This window comes from Micromonospora mirobrigensis, from assembly GCF_900091555.1.
Taxonomy (GTDB): Bacteria; Actinomycetota; Actinomycetes; order Mycobacteriales; family Micromonosporaceae; genus Micromonospora; species Micromonospora mirobrigensis.
The window spans coordinates 393,739-410,322 of sequence record NZ_FMCX01000001.1; the positions used below are offsets into that span (position 1 = coordinate 393,739).

Annotated in this window: 16 protein-coding genes; 9 read left to right on the forward strand and 7 right to left on the reverse strand. The window is 71.4% G+C overall.

All coding sequences use genetic code 11. The features are described 5' to 3' along the window. Positions 1-29: 29 nt before the first annotated feature. The gene (locus tag GA0070564_RS01875) at positions 30-908 is read right to left on the reverse strand and encodes a serine hydrolase (protein ID WP_091601529.1); all 879 of its coding nucleotides are present in this window, start codon (positions 906-908) and stop codon (positions 30-32) included. A 38-nt stretch (positions 909-946) separates the two neighbouring features. Here GA0070564_RS01875 and GA0070564_RS01880 point away from each other — a divergent pair, with 38 nt between their 5' ends. Together GA0070564_RS01880 and GA0070564_RS01885 are read left to right on the forward strand one after the other, a co-directional pair. Further along, positions 947-1,921, forward strand: a complete 975-nt coding sequence (locus GA0070564_RS01880; protein ID WP_091601531.1) for a LysR family transcriptional regulator — start codon at positions 947-949, stop codon at positions 1,919-1,921. A 40-nt stretch (positions 1,922-1,961) separates the two neighbouring features. Next, positions 1,962-3,137 (forward strand): endonuclease, encoded by a 1,176-nt coding sequence (locus GA0070564_RS01885; protein WP_091601534.1) that lies wholly within the window; start codon positions 1,962-1,964, stop codon positions 3,135-3,137. A 245-nt stretch (positions 3,138-3,382) separates the two neighbouring features. On the opposite strand, the gene GA0070564_RS01890 is transcribed toward GA0070564_RS01885, so the two are convergent. Then, on the reverse strand, positions 3,383-3,976 hold the full coding sequence (locus GA0070564_RS01890) for a hypothetical protein (protein WP_091601537.1): 594 nt from the start codon (positions 3,974-3,976) through the stop codon (positions 3,383-3,385). Positions 3,977-4,585: 609 nt separating this feature from the next. Between GA0070564_RS01890 and GA0070564_RS01895 the strand changes: the two genes are divergently transcribed. Then, a complete protein-coding gene (locus GA0070564_RS01895; protein WP_091601539.1) occupies positions 4,586-5,437 on the forward strand; it encodes an aldo/keto reductase in 852 nt (283 codons plus the stop codon). A 6-nt stretch (positions 5,438-5,443) separates the two neighbouring features. Here the strand turns inward: GA0070564_RS01895 and GA0070564_RS01900 are convergent, their stop codons facing one another. Continuing rightward, entirely contained in the window at positions 5,444-6,280 is an 837-nt protein-coding gene (locus GA0070564_RS01900) for a helix-turn-helix transcriptional regulator (protein WP_091601542.1), read from the reverse strand. Positions 6,281-6,381: 101 nt separating this feature from the next. Here GA0070564_RS01900 and GA0070564_RS01905 point away from each other — a divergent pair, with 101 nt between their 5' ends. Both GA0070564_RS01905 and GA0070564_RS01910 read left to right on the forward strand, forming a co-directional pair. Further along, positions 6,382-7,134, forward strand: a complete 753-nt coding sequence (locus GA0070564_RS01905; protein WP_091601545.1) for an SDR family oxidoreductase — start codon at positions 6,382-6,384, stop codon at positions 7,132-7,134. Between the two features lie 71 nt (positions 7,135-7,205). Beyond that, entirely contained in the window at positions 7,206-8,189 is a 984-nt protein-coding gene (locus GA0070564_RS01910) for an aldo/keto reductase (RefSeq protein ID WP_091601547.1), read from the forward strand. Between the two features lie 48 nt (positions 8,190-8,237). On the opposite strand, the gene GA0070564_RS01915 is transcribed toward GA0070564_RS01910, so the two are convergent. After that, complete coding sequence (locus GA0070564_RS01915; RefSeq protein WP_141714684.1) at positions 8,238-9,476, reverse strand: hypothetical protein; 1,239 nt, start codon at positions 9,474-9,476, stop codon at positions 8,238-8,240. Between the two features lie 148 nt (positions 9,477-9,624). Here GA0070564_RS01915 and GA0070564_RS01920 point away from each other — a divergent pair, with 148 nt between their 5' ends. Further along, complete coding sequence (locus GA0070564_RS01920) at positions 9,625-10,407, forward strand: hypothetical protein (protein ID WP_141714685.1); 783 nt, start codon at positions 9,625-9,627, stop codon at positions 10,405-10,407. 11 nt (positions 10,408-10,418) lie between these two features. Here GA0070564_RS01920 and GA0070564_RS01925 read toward each other — a convergent pair whose 3' ends face one another. The 3 genes from GA0070564_RS01925 to GA0070564_RS01935 all read right to left on the reverse strand — a co-directional run bounded on the left by GA0070564_RS01925 (position 10,419) and on the right by GA0070564_RS01935 (position 13,250). After that, the gene (locus GA0070564_RS01925; RefSeq protein WP_091601555.1) at positions 10,419-10,934 is read right to left on the reverse strand and encodes a GNAT family N-acetyltransferase; all 516 of its coding nucleotides are present in this window, start codon (positions 10,932-10,934) and stop codon (positions 10,419-10,421) included. Positions 10,935-11,189: 255 nt separating this feature from the next. Further along, a complete protein-coding gene (locus tag GA0070564_RS01930; RefSeq protein ID WP_141714686.1) occupies positions 11,190-11,798 on the reverse strand; it encodes a hypothetical protein in 609 nt (202 codons plus the stop codon). A gap of 120 nt (positions 11,799-11,918) precedes the next feature. Then, positions 11,919-13,250 (reverse strand): AAA family ATPase, encoded by a 1,332-nt coding sequence (locus GA0070564_RS01935; RefSeq protein ID WP_091601562.1) that lies wholly within the window; start codon positions 13,248-13,250, stop codon positions 11,919-11,921. 117 nt (positions 13,251-13,367) lie between these two features. On the opposite strand from GA0070564_RS01935, the gene GA0070564_RS01940 reads away from it, so the two are divergent. From GA0070564_RS01940 to GA0070564_RS01945, 3 genes are all read left to right on the forward strand, one after another. Next, positions 13,368-13,715 carry a GYD domain-containing protein gene (locus GA0070564_RS01940; protein ID WP_245669783.1) on the forward strand — a complete coding sequence of 116 codons (348 nt, stop codon included), beginning with the start codon at positions 13,368-13,370 and terminating at the stop codon, positions 13,713-13,715. A gap of 92 nt (positions 13,716-13,807) precedes the next feature. Continuing rightward, a complete protein-coding gene (locus GA0070564_RS29130) occupies positions 13,808-13,954 on the forward strand; it encodes a hypothetical protein (RefSeq protein ID WP_176730527.1) in 147 nt (48 codons plus the stop codon). Positions 13,955-14,298: 344 nt separating this feature from the next. Further along, positions 14,299-16,452 (forward strand): choice-of-anchor J domain-containing protein, encoded by a 2,154-nt coding sequence (locus GA0070564_RS01945; RefSeq protein ID WP_342672521.1) that lies wholly within the window; start codon positions 14,299-14,301, stop codon positions 16,450-16,452. Positions 16,453-16,584 lie beyond the last annotated feature (132 nt).

The window sequence follows — 16,584 nt, forward strand, 5'->3', positions numbered from 1 at the left end:
GGTGCCCCGCCCGCCGGACCGGCGCTGATTCAGCGCAGTGACTCCACCGCGACCCGGGCCGCCGTCCCCATCGCCAGGTCCACGTCGATGCGCCGCACGCTCAGCCGCTCGGTGCGGGCGTGCACCAGGATCGCGTACCGGCGACCGTCCGGGTACTCGGCGACGCCGGCCTCCAGGTGCAGGCCGGGCAGATTGCCGGTCTTGCCGGCGACCCGGACGCCGGGCGGGAAGGCGGCGGCGAGCCGGGTCCAGAACAGCTGACGGCCCATCAGCTCGCGGACCATCGCGCAGGCAGCCGGCGGCCCGGCCTCGTCGCGCCAGATCAGCCCGAGCAGTCGGGTGATCTCCCGGGCGGTGCTGGACGTGGCGCACTCCGGGTCGAACACCCGCATGGCACGCACCCGGTCGGCGTCGAGGGTGGGGAAGATCCGGGCGAACTCGGCCTCGTCACGGGCGCCCACGTCGGCGAGCATCACCTCGACCAGTTGCCGGGGGCCACCCACGATCCGGGTCCGGGGCAGCCCCAGCTCCGCGGCGAGCATCGCCGGCACGTCCGACCCGACCCGGCGCAGCAGCAGGTCGGCGGCGGTGTTGTCACTGACCGACATGGTGAAGTACGCGAGGTCACGCAGGGAGATCTCGACGTCGTCGGCGCAACCGGCCACACCCCAACCGCCGAGCCGGTCCACGGCCCGCACCAGCACCCGTTCGGTCGGGTCGAGCTGCCCGGCGACGGCCTGCCGGGCGAACTCCAGCACCAGCAGGATCTTGAACACGGACGCGATGACGATCTGCTGGTCGGCCCGGACGGCGACCTCCCGCGCCGGCGCGTCGACGTCCACCACGTGCAGGGCCCCGCTGATCCCCGCCCGCCCGTAGATCTCCTCGACCCGCTCCCCGACGTCCATGGCCTCACGCTAATCCCGGCCCGCCGTAGGGTCGGGGGGTGGATCTGCTGCGGCACCTGGGGCACTTCGTGGCGGTGGCCCGGGAGCTGCACTTCGGGCGGGCCGCCGAATGCCTGGGCATGGCGCAGCCTCCGCTGAGCCAGTCGATCCAACGACTGGAGCGGGAACTGGGAGTCGAGCTGTTCGACAGGTCCCGCCGGCAGGTGCGGCTGACCACCGCGGGACAGCTCCTGCTCGGCGAGGCCGACGAGCTGCTCGCCGCCGAACGCCGGCTGCGCAACCTGATCCGGCAGGTACGCGACGGTCGGCTGGGGGTGCTCCGGGCGGGCGTACCGCCGGAGACCCCGGCGGTGACCCTACGGACGCTGCTGGATCGGCTCACCGCGCGGGCCCCCGGCCTCGACGTGGACCTGCACGAGCTGACCAGCGCCGAGCAGGTGCGGATGCTCGGCGAGGGACGGCTCGACGTGGGGCTGCTGCACCATCCGGTGGACGGCACGGGCTTGCGCCTCGGCCCGGCGGTGGAGGTGCCGCTGGGCGTACTGCTGCCTCGGGTGTCACCACTGGCCCGCGAACGCGAGGTGAGCCTGGCCGGACTGGCCGGGCTGGACCTGGTCACCGCGCCCCGGGCGACCGCGCCGGGCTGGCACGACCATCTGCTGCGGGTGTGCGGGGAACACGGCTTCACCCCCGGACGGGTCCGGCCGGCGCGCAACCCCGAGTTCCTGTTCGGGCTGCTGCTGGCCGGCGGCGGGGTGGCCGTCGAGCCGGAGACCCTCGCCCGGCGGGAGCCCCGGCTGACCTGGCGACCGCTGGCCGGCGTACGGCTGGTGAAGCGAACCTCGGCGGCCTGGCCGGACCGGTCGGCGCATCCGGCGGCGCCGATGTTCGCGCAGCTCGCGGCGGAGGTCCTGGCCGTCACCGAGGCGCCCGGGCCGGCGCCGCTGGCGTCCGCCGCGCGGCCGTGGCCGGTGCTCTTCGAGGCCGGGCAGGGCGAAGAGTTGCCCCGGTGATCTCCCGGAGTTCACCCCGACCCGACTAACATCGCCATCCATGAATATGAAGAGCGTCACCCGCTCGCGACCCGGGCGGCTGATCACGGCGTTCGTGCTGGCCGTCACCGTCACCACCCCCGTCGCGGTGGCCAGCCAGGCGTCGGCGGCGACCACGCTGACCGTGGCGCAGGCCCTCGCCGCCCAGGACGGCCGGACCGCCACGGTCACCGGCTACGTCATCGGCCAGCCGACCGCCTCGACCACGGTGATCACGAGCAACTACACCGCCGACACCGCGATCGCCATCGCCGACACCGCGGCCGAGACCAGCACCACCCGGATGCTCTACCTCCAGGTCACCACCGCGTACCGGGCCGACTTCGGCCTGCTCACCAACCCGACGCTGCGCGGCAGGCAGGTCACCGCCACCGGGACGCTGACCGCGTACTTCAGCCACGGCGGCCTGAAGACACCCACCGCGATGAGCCTCGGCGGCGGCACCTCACCCTCGCCCACCCCCACCGCGCCCTCGACGAGCGGCCCGTACGACTCGACGTACTACGCCACGGCGGTCGGCAAGACCGGCACCGCCCTGCGCAGCTCACTGCACGCGATCATCCGGACCCAGACGAAGCTCAGCTACGACCAGGTCTGGGAGGCGCTCAAGGACACCGACCAGGACCCGGCCAACGCCAACAACGTCATCCTGCTCTACACCGGACGCTCACAGAGCAAGACGCTCAACGGCGGCGGCGTGGACGACTGGAACCGCGAGCACGTCTGGGCCAAGTCGCACGGTGACTTCGGCACCACCACCGGCCCCGGCACAGACGTGCACCATCTGCGCCCCGAGGACGTCTCGGTCAACTCGCTGCGCGGCAACAAGGACTTCGACGCCGGCGGCAGCGCGGTGGCCGAGGCGCCCGGCTGCTACACCGACGCGGACTCCTTCGAACCGCGCAACGCCGTCAAGGGCGACGTGGCTCGCATGATCATGTATATGGCGGTCCGCTACGAGGGTGAGGACGGCTGGCCCGACCTGGAGATGAACGACTCCGTCACCAACGGCACCGCGCCGTACCTGGGCCGGCTTTCGGTGCTGCTGTCCTGGAACAGGCTCGACCCGCCGGACGCGTTCGAGCAGCGGCGCAACCAGCGGATCTACGAGCGGTGGCAGGGGAACCGGAATCCGTTCGTCGATCATCCGGAGTGGGCTGCGGCCATCTGGGGGTGATCGTGTGTTTCGGTCGGGGGCTCGGGGGCGAGCGTCCCCGGCTCCGGGCGGTCAGGCTTGATCCCTGCGCCGGGGACGCTCGCCCCCGAGCCCGTCGTGTGGTCGGGCTGCCGTCCGTCGGTCGCGCATCTTCCGGGTACGCCCGCGTGGGCCGTTTCCGGGGCCCGGCGTGCGGCGAGTCTCTGACCGGGGACATGCCGCTGGCCGGCACCCGTCAAGGGTGCCGGCCAGCGTTCGTTCACGCGTCAGTTGTTCCAGTGCTGGGCGACCAGGTCGGCGGCCTGCTGCTCCCACTGGGCGTAGGCGTCCGGGTAGGCCGAGACCTGCACGGTCTGCGCGGCATCGGTCAGGGGCATGTCCTGCCACCCGTCGACCTGCTTGAGGCCCTTCAGGAAGGCGGTGGTGGAGTAGGCGGGGTCGGTGATCTGCTCCGGCGAACCCCAACCCGAGGACGGGCGCTGCTGGAACAGACCCAGCGAGTCATGGTCGTTGCGGTCGCCGAGGTGGCCGAGGTTCTCCAGCTTCGACTCCTGCAGGCTCGTCGCGATCGAGATCACCGCGGCCCGCTCCGGGAGACCGGCCTTCTTCGTGGCGGCGATGATCGCCTTGGCGTTGCCGGTCTGCTCGTCGTTCAGGTCGATGTGCGACTGGGTGCCCTGCACGCCGTGCGGGATCAGCGCCTTGGCATCCACGCCCGGCTTGTCGGCCTGGACGGCGGCGGCCGGGGTCAGGGCGGTGGTGGGGGTGGTGTCGGCGTGATTGAGCGGACCGGCGGCCATCCCACCGGCGAAAGCCAGACCAGCGATACCCAGCACACTCTTACGCAGCATCGAGTTCATGGGGAAGCTCCATTCGGGGGTTGGCGCGGCACCCGATAGGGGTCAGGCGACGCGCAAGCACCGTCAGGCGCTCGAAGAGATCCAGGGGAAAGTCTGGGGGGCGGTCGCGGACCCTGAGGGCTCATCGCGACCCACACACCGGTTCCTGCCAGCCACCCGAACCCCCGTAGGGCTCGTCGTGGCGGCGGACCATGTGTAACGACCGCCGGCCCCACATCATTCCGGGGCCCGACCCGATCCGTCACGGCATCGGTGCTGGCAGCCGGGGCGCTGCTGCGGTCGTCCAGAGGGTGTAACGACCTCGGCCCGGCCGCCATTCCACCGCCCGGGGTGCCACCGACCACCCGCGATCCGGACAACCGGCGCCAGACCGCCCAACCGGGTCGCCCGGTCGGGCCCGATCCGCGGCCGGGATCGGGCTGGCCCTGGCCTCACGCAACCTGCCTCAGCAGGCCGGCGTTCATGCCCGATGTCCCAGATCACCCCGACCCGCCCGTGACGATCCGGTCGGAGCGGGTAGGAGAACAGCCGTGACAGGCGCCCGACCCGGGCGTGGAAACGCTCCCGACAGTTGATCGGGCGCCCCTGACGATGGGAGAGAGAGCCGGTATGGCGAACCCGATTCCCGACATCAGCCTCAACGACGGCAACACCATCCCGCAGCTGGGCTTCGGGGTGTTCCAGATCGAGCCCAAGGACACCGTGCAGGCCGTTCGCACGGCCCTGGACGTCGGCTACCGGCACATCGACACCGCCGAGATGTACGGCAACGAGGCCGAGGTCGGCCAGGCGATCCGTGAGTCCGGTCTGGACCGCGGCGACGTCTTCGTGACCAGCAAGCTGAACAACGGGTTCCACCGCCCGGACGACGCCCGCAAGGCGTTCGAGTCGACCCTCTCGGCGTTGAAGTTCGACTACCTCGACCTGTTCCTGATCCACTGGCCGCTGCCCACCCTCTACGACGGCGACTTCGTCAGCACCTGGAAGGTGCTGGAGGAGTTCAAGAGCGACGACCGGGTGAAGTCGATCGGTGTGTCGAACTTCCAGGTCGCGCACCTGGAGCGGTTGGCCGCCGAGGCCGACGTGGTGCCCGCGGTGAACCAGATCGAGGTGCACCCGTACTTCGGCAACGAGGAGGTGCGCGCGTACGGCAAGGCGCACAACATCCCCACCGAGGCCTGGTCGCCGATCGCGCAGGGCAAGGTGCTCGACGACCCGACGATTGTCGACATCGCCGAGCAGGTCGGCCGGACCCCGGCCCAGGTGACGCTCCGCTGGCACGTGCAGCGCGGCGACATCGTCTTCCCGAAGTCGACCACCCCGAAGCGGATCGAGGAGAACTTCGCGATCTTCGACTTCCAGCTGGACGACGTCGCGATGGAGCGGATCAACGGTCTGAACAAGGGCGAGGCCGGCCGGCAGGGCCCGAACCCGGACACGTTCGACTACGTGCCGGCGTAACGCCGGTCAGGCGTCGGCCCGCGCCCCCAGCCGCCGGAACACCTCACGGCTGGGGGTGCCGGGCGCGGCGACGTAGACGATCAGCCGCTGGTCGGTCTCCGGCACGTGCAGCACCCGGCACTCGAACTCCAGCGGCCCCAACTCGGGGTGGTCGACCCGCTTGACGGTCGGGCGCCGCTCCCCCACCTCGTGCTGCGCCCAGAGCGCGGCGAACCGCGGTGAGGTCCCGAGCAGCTCGGTGACCAGCGCGGCGATGGCCGGGTCGGCCGGATAGCGACCGTACGCGGCCCGCAGGTCGGCCACCGACGTCCGGGCGAAGCGCAGCACCTCCGCGTCGTCCCAGTGGGACTCCGGCACCGCCGCGCCGAACATGTGCCGGACCATGTTCCGTTCCTCGGCCGGCAGCGTCGACAGGTCCCCCACGAAACTGGCGGCCAGCCGGTTCCAGGCCAGCACCCCGTACGCGGCGTCGACCAGGAACGCCGGCGTCTCGGTCATCGCGTCCAGCAGGTGCCGCAGCCCCGCCGGCACCTGGCGGGACGGGCCGGTCGCGTCGGGTGGGCTCTCCCCGGCGACCCGGAACAGGTAGGCCCGCTCGTCGCGGGTCAGCAGCAGCGCCCGGGCGAGGGCGGCGAGCACCTGCCGGGACGGGTGCGGCCCGCGCCCCTGCTCCAGGCGGATGTAGTAGTCGATGGACATGCCGGCGAGCTGGGCGACCTCCTGCCGGCGCAGGCCGGGCGTGCGGCGGCGTACCCCATCGGGAAGGCCGACCTCGGCGGGCCGCAACCCGGCGCGGCGGGCCCGCAGGAAGCCCGCCAGTTCGTCGCGGCGAAGCGTGCTCATGGCCCCAGGGTGCCGCAATCCGGGCCGTCCAGGGTGGTACCGCCGGTACCAGCCTCGCCGGGTCCCTCCCGCCGCAGCCGGGCCGCCGGCACCCTCGGGGCATGACGACGAAGACGATCGCCCTGGTCACCGGGGCCAACAAGGGAATCGGGTACGCGACCGCGCGACAGCTGGGCGCGCTCGGGATGACGGTGCTGGTCGGCGCCCGGGACACCGGCCGCGGCCGGGAGGCGGAACGGACGCTGCGCGCCGGCGGGGCGGACGCCCGCTTCGTGCCGCTGGACGTCACCGACGAGGCGTCGGTCGCCGCCGCGGCGAAGCTGGTCGAGCAGGAGTACGACCACCTCGACGTGCTGGTCAACAACGCGGGCATCGTCCGGGCCGACGGTTCCGCGCTGCCCAGCGAGACCACCCTCGCCACGATGCGCGAGGTGTACGAGACCAACGTGTTCGGACCCGTCGCGGTGACCAACGCGTTCCTGCCACTGCTGCGCCGCGCGCCCGCCGCCCGGATCGTCAACGTCTCCAGCGAGGTCGGCTCCATCGCGGCGATGACCAACCCCGAGGGTGCCCTGGCCGGCCTCACCTCCGTGCCGTACCCGTCGTCGAAGACCGCGCTGAACATGATCACCGCGATGTACGCCAAGGAGCTGCGGGACACCCCGATCAGGATCAACGCGGCCAACCCCGGGTACTGCGCCACCGACTTCAACTCGCACGCCGGTTTCCGTACCGCCGAGGAGGGCGCCGAGGTCAGCGTGCACCTGGCGACCCTGCCGGCGGACGGACCGACCGGTCTGCTCTGGGGATTCCGGATGGACGAGGGCGGCGACTACGGGGTGCTGCCCTGGTGAGGGCTTGACCTCGAGTGCACTCCAGCAACCAGGCTGGCCGGCGTCGGCTCTCGACCCAACGGGGAGGACCCATGAGATACCGCACGATCGGCACCGACGCCGCCACCCGGCGGGAGGTCAGCGTGCTGAGCCTGGGCGCGATGCTCTTCGGCACCGTCACCGACGAGGACACCTCGTACGCGATCCTGGACCGCTACGTCGAGGCGGGCGGCACCTTCGTCGACACGTCCGACAACTACGCGTTCTGGACCAACGGCGGCCAGGGCGGGGAGAGCGAGGAGCTGCTGGGCCGGTGGCGGCGCAGCCGGGGCGTCGGTGACGAGGTGCTGATCGCCACCAAGCTGGGCGCCCGGCCGCTGGCCCCCGGCACCAGCTACACCGACAACCCGGAGGGACTGTCGGCGAAGGTGATCCGGGAGGCGGCGGAGCGCAGCCGGGAGCGGTTGGGCCTGGACCGGTTGCCGCTGCTCTACGCCCACATCGAGGATCGCACGGTGACGCTGCGGGAAACCGTGGAGGGCTTCGCCGAGCTGGTCGCCGAGGGCACCGTCGGGCTGCTGGGCGCGAGCAACCACCGGGCCTGGCGGGTGGAGCGGGCGCGGGCGATCGCGGCGGCGGCCGGCCTGCCCGGGTACGAGGTGCTCCAGTACCACCGCAGTTACCTGCCCCGCCGCCCCGACCTGCCCAGCGAGCTGGACCGGGACGGCGACGTGGGCTGGGTCGGGCCGGACCTGGCCAGCTACCTGCGGGCCGAACCGCAGCTGACCCTGGTGGCGTACTCGCCGCTGATCAGGGGTGGTTACGTCCGGCCCGAGCGGCTGGGTGAGGGCTACGACCTGCCGAGCACCCCGGCCCGGCTGGCGGCGCTGGAGGCGGTGGCGGCGGAGACCGGGGCGACGGTCAACCAGGTGGTGCTGGCCTGGCTGATGGGCGGGGACGTACCGTCGATCCCGCTGGTGGGCGCCTCGTCGGTGGCGCAGCTTGAGGAGAGCCTCGCCGCGGTGGACCTGGACCTCACCGCCGAGCAGCGCGCCCGGCTGGACACGGCGGGCTGACCGCGGGGGCGCCGGCCGGCGGACCCACCCGCCGGCCGGCGCCACCGGTCAGTTGAAGTCGCCCTGACGGATCGCGATGACCGCCCGGTAAGCGGGATGCTCGGAGAGCGTGTAGAGCATGTCCGGCTGGCCGCCGGCGCCGTCACCCCAGCCCCAGTACGAGATGGCCTCCGCGCCGTGCGCCCCGGTGTACGTCTTGACCGGGTTGCCGGTGGAGCTGTTCCAGTAGCGCAGCTTGCCGTAGAAGTCGGCGCCTCCGCTGCTGTTGAACCAGAAGTTGTCGCCGTGGGTCACCGCGCCCTGCACCTTGTCCCACGGCATCGACCAGACGTCGGCGGCGCCGGTGGTGGTCGACGGGGCCGTCACGGCGGGCAGCCGGGTGGTGTAGTCCAGGTTGTACCGCCAGATCTTCGCGCCGTTGCTGGTGGAGTACTCCGTGACCACCATCCTGTCCGGCGAGGAGCCCCGGTCCAGGGCGAGCGAGGAGAACCGGACGTTGGCGTTGACCGGGGTGATCTGGCCGACCTGCGCCATCACGTACGCGTACCCGTCGGCGCAGAACCGGACGGTGCCGTTGTCGTCGTACCGGCCGACCTTGTCCGCGCAGTACGACGTGGTGTCGGCGCTCCACAGGTGGTCCCAGCTGAACAGCTTCACGTGGTCCGTGCAGGCGACGTAGAGCATGGTGCCGTACCACATCGCGCCGCCGGCGTGGCAGTCCTCGACGGCGGTGTAGTTGCCGCCGGAGGTGGGGTCGACCAGCAGCAGGTGCCGGTACTTCGCGCCGCTGCGGTAGCCGGCGGCCGGGGCGAGCGACACCCGCACGTGCCCGGCGTCGGTGCTGTACCAGGTGGTGGCCACCGCCTGCACGCCGTCGTACGTGTAGTTGCCGTAGGCGTCGGCGGTGGTGGTGATGCCCTGCGGGATCCAGGTGGTGCTGCTCGGGTCGTCGGTGGAGGTGCCGGTGTCGTCCCAGCAGAAGCCGTACTCGCCGGTGCCCTGGCTGGCCAGGTAGGTCATCGCCTTGCCGCTGCCGGTCTGGCAGGACAGCGGCTCCAGCGACCGGTTGGCGTTGGCCAGGACCCAGTCCACGCCGCGCTTCTTGTCCGCGCCGATCGCCCCGCCGAGCAGGTCGGCATCGGCGTAGCTGCGGGTGGTGGTCAGCGGGTAGCCGGAGGCGGAGATCTTCGTCGGTGCCGGGTCGGCCGCCTGCGCCGGGTTCGCCGGGCCGGCCAGTGCCGCCGCCACCAGCACCGCCACCATGGCGATGCGTCCGGTACGCCTCATCGATGTTCTCCTCCCCGACCCACCTCGCGCGGGTCGACCAGGGACACACCGTATCGACCGTCCATCGTCGACGGCAGCCCTCGGCCCGACCCGTCGGTGATCAGCTGCGGGGCGGCGGGATCGACGTGGATCGGCCAGAATCGCAGCCGTGGCTCCGGAAATCGTGATCGCTGTGCTGTCGGCCGGTGTATCGCTCGTCGGCGTTATGGTGACCGCGTTGCTGGCGTACCGCACGGCGGTGGTGCAGCACCGGTTACAGGAGCAGAGCCGCCGGCGCAGCCGGCAGGAGGTGGCCGAGGATCTGTTCCGCCGCTACCGGGAGCCGCTGCTGTGGTCGGCGTACGCGTTGCAGTCACGGCTGTTCAACGTGATGACCACGAATTTCCTCCCCCGCCAGCTCGGCGACGGCGACTCGCCCGAGCAGCGGTACGCCCGCGACCACACCGTCTACACGATCGCCGAATATCTGGGCTGGGTGGAGATCGTGCGTCGGGAGCAGCGCTTCCTCGACATCGGGGCGGTCCCCCTGACCCGGGAGCTGCTCGCCCTGCTCAACCGGATCACCGGCATCCTGGCCCACAACCGGCCCGGCCCCTTCCAGCTCTACCGGGGCGGGCAGCGGGCCGTGGGCGAGCTGATGCAGGAGTACGCCGACGAACCGACCGGCCCCACCCGTGGCGTGCTCGGATACGCCGCGTTCTGCGAACGTCTCGACACCGATCCCCGGTTCGCGGCCTGGTTCGCGCGACTGCGGGCCGACGTGGATTTCGTCGACGCGGACGACGAGCAGGGCAGCGCTCGGGTGATCGAACTCCAGGCGGCGCTGATCGACCTCGTGCAACTCCTCGACCCGAAGGGCGACAGGGTGCCGGCGGACATGCGGCTCAAGCTCGCCGGCCTCGGTGAAGGGGGCCCGACGCCCGCAGCCTGATCCGACCCGGGTCAGCCGTCCGCCGGCGCCTTCAGGTCGAGGCGCCAGTCGTTGGAGCGCATCAGCTGCCCCGGCGGGTACTCGAAGTCGGTGGGGCCGACCAGCTCGAAGCCGGCCTTGCGGCAGACCGCGTTCGACGGCGGGTTGTCCACCGACGGGTACGCGTGCGCCCACCTCCGGTCGCCCCGGGCCCGCGCCGCGTCGACCACCGCCCGCACGGCGGCGGTGGCGATCCCCCGCCCCTGGAACTCGGGGAGCACCGCCCAGCCCATCTCGTAGACCGGCTGGTCGTGCCAGACCCGCGGCCAGTAGCCCACGCTGCCGACCTTCACCCGCTCGGGCTGCAACACCACCGCGAACATCTGCCCGGCGCCGCGAACCGGGCCGCGCAGGTAACGGCCCTGCCGGACGACCACCTGGTCGTCGGTCTCGGTGCCTCCGGTGTACGCGCGGACCGAGGGTTGGTTGAGCTGCCGCAGCAGCTCCAGGTCGTCCTCGCTCCACGGCTCGATTTCCACGTCCCCCATGCCGCCATTGAAGCGCCGAACCCCGACGCGGCCCGTCGGACGCGCCGAGGGTGCAAGGAAGGGCCCCCTGTTAACGCCTCCGGTATAGAAGGGTTCCCTTCTCACATCCGGCCGACGCCGATCAGACGACGTCGAGCTGTGCGGCACCACCGCAGCGTTGCTCTGCGTCGGAGCTGCCGTTGAGTCAGGCGGCGCACTGGCACGAAGGCAAGCCGGCGGGGCGACTCACGCCGCCCATTGCCAGTGAGCACGGGTTCACCCGAGGCTGGGCGCCGCCGAGGGTGCGGGTCGGAGCTGAAACAGTTCCTCGACCGGCCCCCAGTCCAGCTTGCGGCCCTGGGCGAGAGCCGCCTCGCCCCAGGACACGCCGAGCAGCCCTTCGCCGGAGTTGCAGGCGAAACCGATGAGCAGCACCTTTGGCTGAGGGGTGAGCTGCTCGATGGCCTCCCGGAGGAGCGTGCGGTCCCGGGCCTCGTCCGGGGTGAGCGGCATGTCGGGGAGGGTGGGCTCGTCGTAACCCGGCTTCGGTCCGAAGAGCACGAGCAGGTCGCGGATCAACTGACTCTTGAGTGGCCCCGTGGCGTTGCGCATGTCGACGCCGCTGCGCCTGCCGTACATCCAGGGCAGTAGTAGGTGCCCGCAGCAGATGGTGACCCGGACCTGTGTGCCCGGCGGGTGCACGTCGGTCACCTCCGGCAGATCACGAAGATGCTCGTGCAGCGATTCGTACTGCTGCTTCCACCGGGTCGGCCCGAACGCGTGGTCGGTGTCCAGGGCCGACGCCTCGCGGGCATGTTGGGCCAACTCGACTGCGCGGTGCAAAGCGTTCGGGATGCGGTTACGTAGCTCGCGGGTCAGGTCCATGCCGAACTTCTGGACTGTCCATGGCGCCGGCTCATCAACGACCACAGCACTTACCCCCTGCACTGGAGCAGTTACCCAGAGCAGCAACGATCTCACATCCGTCGATGTTGGGTATAGCCCTCAGCCCATGGACGTCACCGCATGACCCCGGTGCCAGGCGGCGAGCATGGCGTGGTTGGCCTCCCAGCCGTCCGGGAACTTCACCGGCACGTCCAGGTGCACCGTCTCCGTCGACGGGTGCGCGTCCAGCAGCTCCCCGATCCCCGCCCGGGCCACCACCAGGCACGCGTGCCGGTGCCGCGACGTGAGCACGCAGAGCCGCCCCGACTCCAGGTGGAACGCGGTGGCGTCGCGCCGCCCGGAGAGCGGGTGCAGCACGATGGTCACGTCGTACTCGCGGCCCTGGAGCCGGTTGGCGGTGTCGACGGTGATGCCCGCGCCCTCCTCGCCGAGCCGGGCGCGGATCACCGCGACCTGGTCGCGGTGGGCTGCGCCGACGGCGATCCGGTCCGCGGTGACCGGCGCCCCGCCGGGCGCCTGCTCGGAGATGGCGACGGCGCCGCGCCGCAGCACCCGCAGCGCGAGCGCCGCGCAGGTCGCCGCGGCCTCCGGATCGGTACGCATGGTCTGCCGGGCCGGCAGTTCGTAGAGCGCCCAGCCCGTCGTGGCCGCCACCTCCACCGCCGCGTCGAGCCGGTCGCCTGCGCCGGGCTCGGTGAGGGTCAGGGCCCGGTCGGCGGGCCGGGTGCCGGCCCGGAACCCGGTGAACGGGTAGAACGCGGCCGCCACCAGCGGCGCGGCGGTGGCGGGCAGCCGCCACGACACGGGCAGCCGGTGCACCGGCAGCTGCGGGTTGTGTCGCAGCAGGGTGGCCACCGCAGACTGCATCGGATCCCAGGTCAGGCCCGTCCAGCGCAGGGTCTCGACGGTGGAGAACGGATCGAGCTGCCCGGGATCCCCCACGAACAGGGCCCGTTCGAACCTGCCGGCCACGCGCAGCAGGGCGTCCGAGCGCATCTGGTACGCCTCGTCGACGATCGCCCACGGCCAGACGCCGTCCGCGACGGTGGCCCACTTGGCGGCCGTACCGATGATGACGGCCGAGTCGGCGAGGTCGGTGACCTTGGCCGCGACCCGGACCGTCTCGTGGCCGCGGACCCGGGCGGAGGGCTTGTACTCGGTGGCGGAGAGGCGACCGATCCGCAGCTCGGGAGCCTTGCGGGCGAGCCGGTCGACGAGGTCGTCGACCTGTTCGTTGGTCTGCGCCACGATGATCAGCGACTCGCCGGCGGCGGCCAGCTCGACGGCGGCCCGGACCACGAGGGTGGACTTGCCGGCGCCCGGTGGGGAGTCGACCACCACGCCCCGGTGGTCACCGGAGCGCAGGTCGGCCAGCACGGCGGTGATCACCCGCTCCGCCTCGACGGCGGCCGGCACCTCCAGCCCGAGCATCCCTTCCCCCTCCCCGGTCGGCTGCCTGCGGACCCTACCGCCCGGCACCGACACCCCAGGCGTGGCGGCGGGCCGAGCGGGTATCCGCGGCCTGGTCCGGCCGGCGCAGGCGGGCCGGTGGAGTCGGACATCGGGGGTGTCGAGGTGGCGAAGTTCCTGCTCACGGCGACCTACACCGTCCAGGGCGTCAAGGGGCTGCGGCAGGACGGCGGGACGAAACGCGCCGAGATCGTGACCGCGATGATCGAGAACGCGGGCGGGTCGGTGGAGGCGCTGTACTTCGCGTTCGAGGAGCACGACTCGTACGTGCTGTGCGACCTGCCGGACCAGCAGACGGCGGTGAGCATCGCGCTGGCGATCCGCTCCGCCGGCGGGCTGGACCTGCGGGTCACGCCGCTGATGACGCCAGCGGACGTCGACCAGGTGATGCAGCTGCGGGTGGCGTACGAGCCGCCGGGCGCCTGACCGGGCTCATGGCCGTCGCTGAGGGTAGCGACTGGGTGACGTTGAAGATAAGGTGACCTCTTCACCACCCCTTCGCACCACTGAGGACGGTCGTGCGCATCCCCGCCACACAGGCATGGATCATGCACTTCACCCACATCGACAACCTGCCCGCCATTCTCGCCGCCGGTCGGCTGCTCCGGATGGAGTGGCCGCAAGGCCCGCCTGTTCACCGCGGATCACATCGCGACGGCATGTGAACGACTGACGTCCGTGGGACTCCTGCCGAGCCTGGCGGCGTCCCCGGCATAGCGGCGACGCACGACCGTCCGGTCCCGGGCGACCGCACCGCGACGGCTCTCTCCGAACGTCTGACCGGTGCGGCCACCGGTCGGATGGGTGATGGCCCGGTCGGCCCCACCTGAAGATTGTCGTGGCGCACCTGTTGCCAACGGCAACTTCTCCGGCTACGAACGTCATTGGCACAACGATCGATCGGTACCCCGCCGACGATCCATTTCAGATTCCCTTAGGGGGGCCAATGGCACGTCGCCGCCTCGCCGGTGCAGCAGCCATCTCCATCGTTCTACCTCTGTTCAGCGTCGTGCACGCATCCGCCGCGGTGGCCGCACCCGCCGCACCCACCACTGCGGACGCTGCTAAGCAGGCCCGGACCGACGACACCCGGGAACTCACCCGCAAGGACTTCACCCTCGACGGCAAGCCGGTCAAGACCCCGACCCGCTACCAGCCGCGGGCGCAGGCCCGGTCGAAGGGCCTCGCGGCGGCCGAGACGCCGGCGGTCGGCACCGTCCGGCAGTGGCTGGGACTCGACGACCTCCAGGGCCGGTACTACCGCAAGGACTACACCCTGCGGGGCGTCGGCAACCACATCGAGGTGTGGGTGGCCAACGACATCGCCTTCCCGGCCGGTGACTGCCGCGCCCAGATCCCGGACTCGACGACGGTCACCGACGCGCAGGTGGCGGACCTGGTCAACGAGTTCGACAACAACATGTACCCGAAGGAGTCGGCGGCGTTCAGCGTCGCGCCGGACCGCGACGGCAGCAACGCGCTGCTCGGGGCGGACGCCAGCGGCAACGGCGGCGACTACACCGGCGGCGGCAGCAAGACCGTCACCCTGGTCGACAACGTCCGCGACGACAACTACTACACCTTCCCGGCCGCCCCGACCTACATCGCCGGGTTCTTCTCCTCGCAGCTCAACGAGCTGTTCGACCGCAACGTGATGACGATCGACGCGTTCGACTGGGCGCACCGCACCGGCGCCAACCCGCCGAACGAGCCGACCGACGACCTGTGCACCAGCCGCCCGGCCCGGCCGCGCAACTACGAGGGCACCTTCGCCCACGAGTACCAGCACCTGCTGCACTCGTACACCGACCCGTTCGAGACGACCTGGATGAACGAGGGTCTGTCCGACTTCGCCCAGTCGCTCGTGGGCTACGTCGACACCACCGCCACCGTGTTCGACCGGGGCGCGGACAGCCACCTGTACTGCTTCCAGGGCTTCGGGCCGGTGCAGACGCCGTACAACACCAACCCGCGTGACTGCGGTGGGCCGGAGAACTCGCTGACCCTGTGGGGGGAGAGCCCGAACCCGAACGCGGTGCTCGCCGACTACGGCAACGCGTACGAGTTCATGCAGTTCCTCTACGACCGCTACGGCACGGACTTCATCTCCGCCCTGCACCGTGACGGTGCGCGGCAGGGTCTGGCCAGCCTGCAGGCGCTGCTGGCCGCCGAGGGCGTCAAGAACATGTACCAGGTGATCCACGACTACCAGACCATGGTCCTGGTGGACAAGGTCGTCGGGGACCGCCGCGGTGTGATGCTCGGTGTGCCGAAGAGCCGGGTGACCAGCCCGAGCCTGCGCTCCACGGTCAACCTGGCCAACCCGCGGGCGTACGCCACCCCGGGCGCGGCGCCGAACGGGGCGGACTACGTGCCGCTGCAGAAGGCCGACGGCACGGTGCTGCGCGGCCGTGACCTGCGGTCGCTCTCCTTCACCGGCGCCACGACCCTGCCGGCGCAGCCGCTGGCCTGGACCGTCGTCAACGACGACCCGGACCGTCCCGGCAATCCGGTGCTGTTCTCCGGCAACGTCAACAACACCGACGCCACCGCGGTCACCCCGGTGACCGTGCCGACGACCGACCCGACGCTGCGCTTCGTCGCCAAGTACGGCGCCGAGGCGGGCTTCGACTACGGGTACGTCACCGTCTCCACCGACGGCGGCGCCACCTACACCGCCATCCCCGGTGACAAGACGGTCGACGGGCCGCTCGGCCCGGCGCTCAACGGCACCACCGACGGGTTCGAGGCGCACACCTACGACCTGTCCGCGTACGCCGGCAAGAGCGTCCTGCTCGGCTTCCGCTACGTCAGCGACGGTGGCGTCAACGAGGGTGGCCTGCTGATCGACGACATCACCGTCGGCGGGACGACGATCAGCGACGGCAGCAGCCTCGCCCCGTTCGACTCGCCCACCGAGATCAAGCCGGTCGCGGTGAACAACTGGAACCTGCGGCTCGTCGGCCTCGACGAGAAGCACTCCATCGCGCTGCAGCTCCAGTTCGACGGCAAGTCGAGCGTGACGTTGACTCCGGCGCAGCGGGCGCTTCTCTTCCTGTTCCCGAAGGTGGTCGCGATCGTCGCCTACGACGAGCCGACCGAGCAGGTCCAGCAGTACGCCCCGTACACCCTGAAGGTGAACGGCGTCGTCCAGCCCGGCTGAGGTGTAAGGAGGGGCCCCCTGTTAACGCATTCGGTATAGCAGGGGCCCCTTCTTAACCACCGGCCGCACGGAAGTTGAGCGCCCGGATGCCCGCCGTGACGGTGGGTGTCCGGGCGTTCCGCCGTTCGCCGG

Coding starts and splice junctions, on each gene's coding strand:
- GA0070564_RS01875 (WP_091601529.1), bottom strand. CDS start 908: ATGGACGTCGGGGAGCGGGTCGAGGAGATCTACGGGCGGGCGGGGATC.
- GA0070564_RS01885 (WP_091601534.1), top strand. CDS start 1,962: ATGAATATGAAGAGCGTCACCCGCTCGCGACCCGGGCGGCTGATCACG.
- GA0070564_RS01890 (WP_091601537.1), bottom strand. CDS start 3,976: ATGAACTCGATGCTGCGTAAGAGTGTGCTGGGTATCGCTGGTCTGGCT.
- GA0070564_RS01895 (WP_091601539.1), top strand. CDS start 4,586: ATGGCGAACCCGATTCCCGACATCAGCCTCAACGACGGCAACACCATC.
- GA0070564_RS01900 (WP_091601542.1), bottom strand. CDS start 6,280: ATGAGCACGCTTCGCCGCGACGAACTGGCGGGCTTCCTGCGGGCCCGC.
- GA0070564_RS01905 (WP_091601545.1), top strand. CDS start 6,382: ATGACGACGAAGACGATCGCCCTGGTCACCGGGGCCAACAAGGGAATC.
- GA0070564_RS01910 (WP_091601547.1), top strand. CDS start 7,206: ATGAGATACCGCACGATCGGCACCGACGCCGCCACCCGGCGGGAGGTC.
- GA0070564_RS01915 (WP_141714684.1), bottom strand. CDS start 9,476: ATGAGGCGTACCGGACGCATCGCCATGGTGGCGGTGCTGGTGGCGGCG.
- GA0070564_RS01925 (WP_091601555.1), bottom strand. CDS start 10,934: ATGGGGGACGTGGAAATCGAGCCGTGGAGCGAGGACGACCTGGAGCTG.
- GA0070564_RS01930 (WP_141714686.1), bottom strand. CDS start 11,798: ATGGACCTGACCCGCGAGCTACGTAACCGCATCCCGAACGCTTTGCAC.
- GA0070564_RS01935 (WP_091601562.1), bottom strand. CDS start 13,250: ATGCTCGGGCTGGAGGTGCCGGCCGCCGTCGAGGCGGAGCGGGTGATC.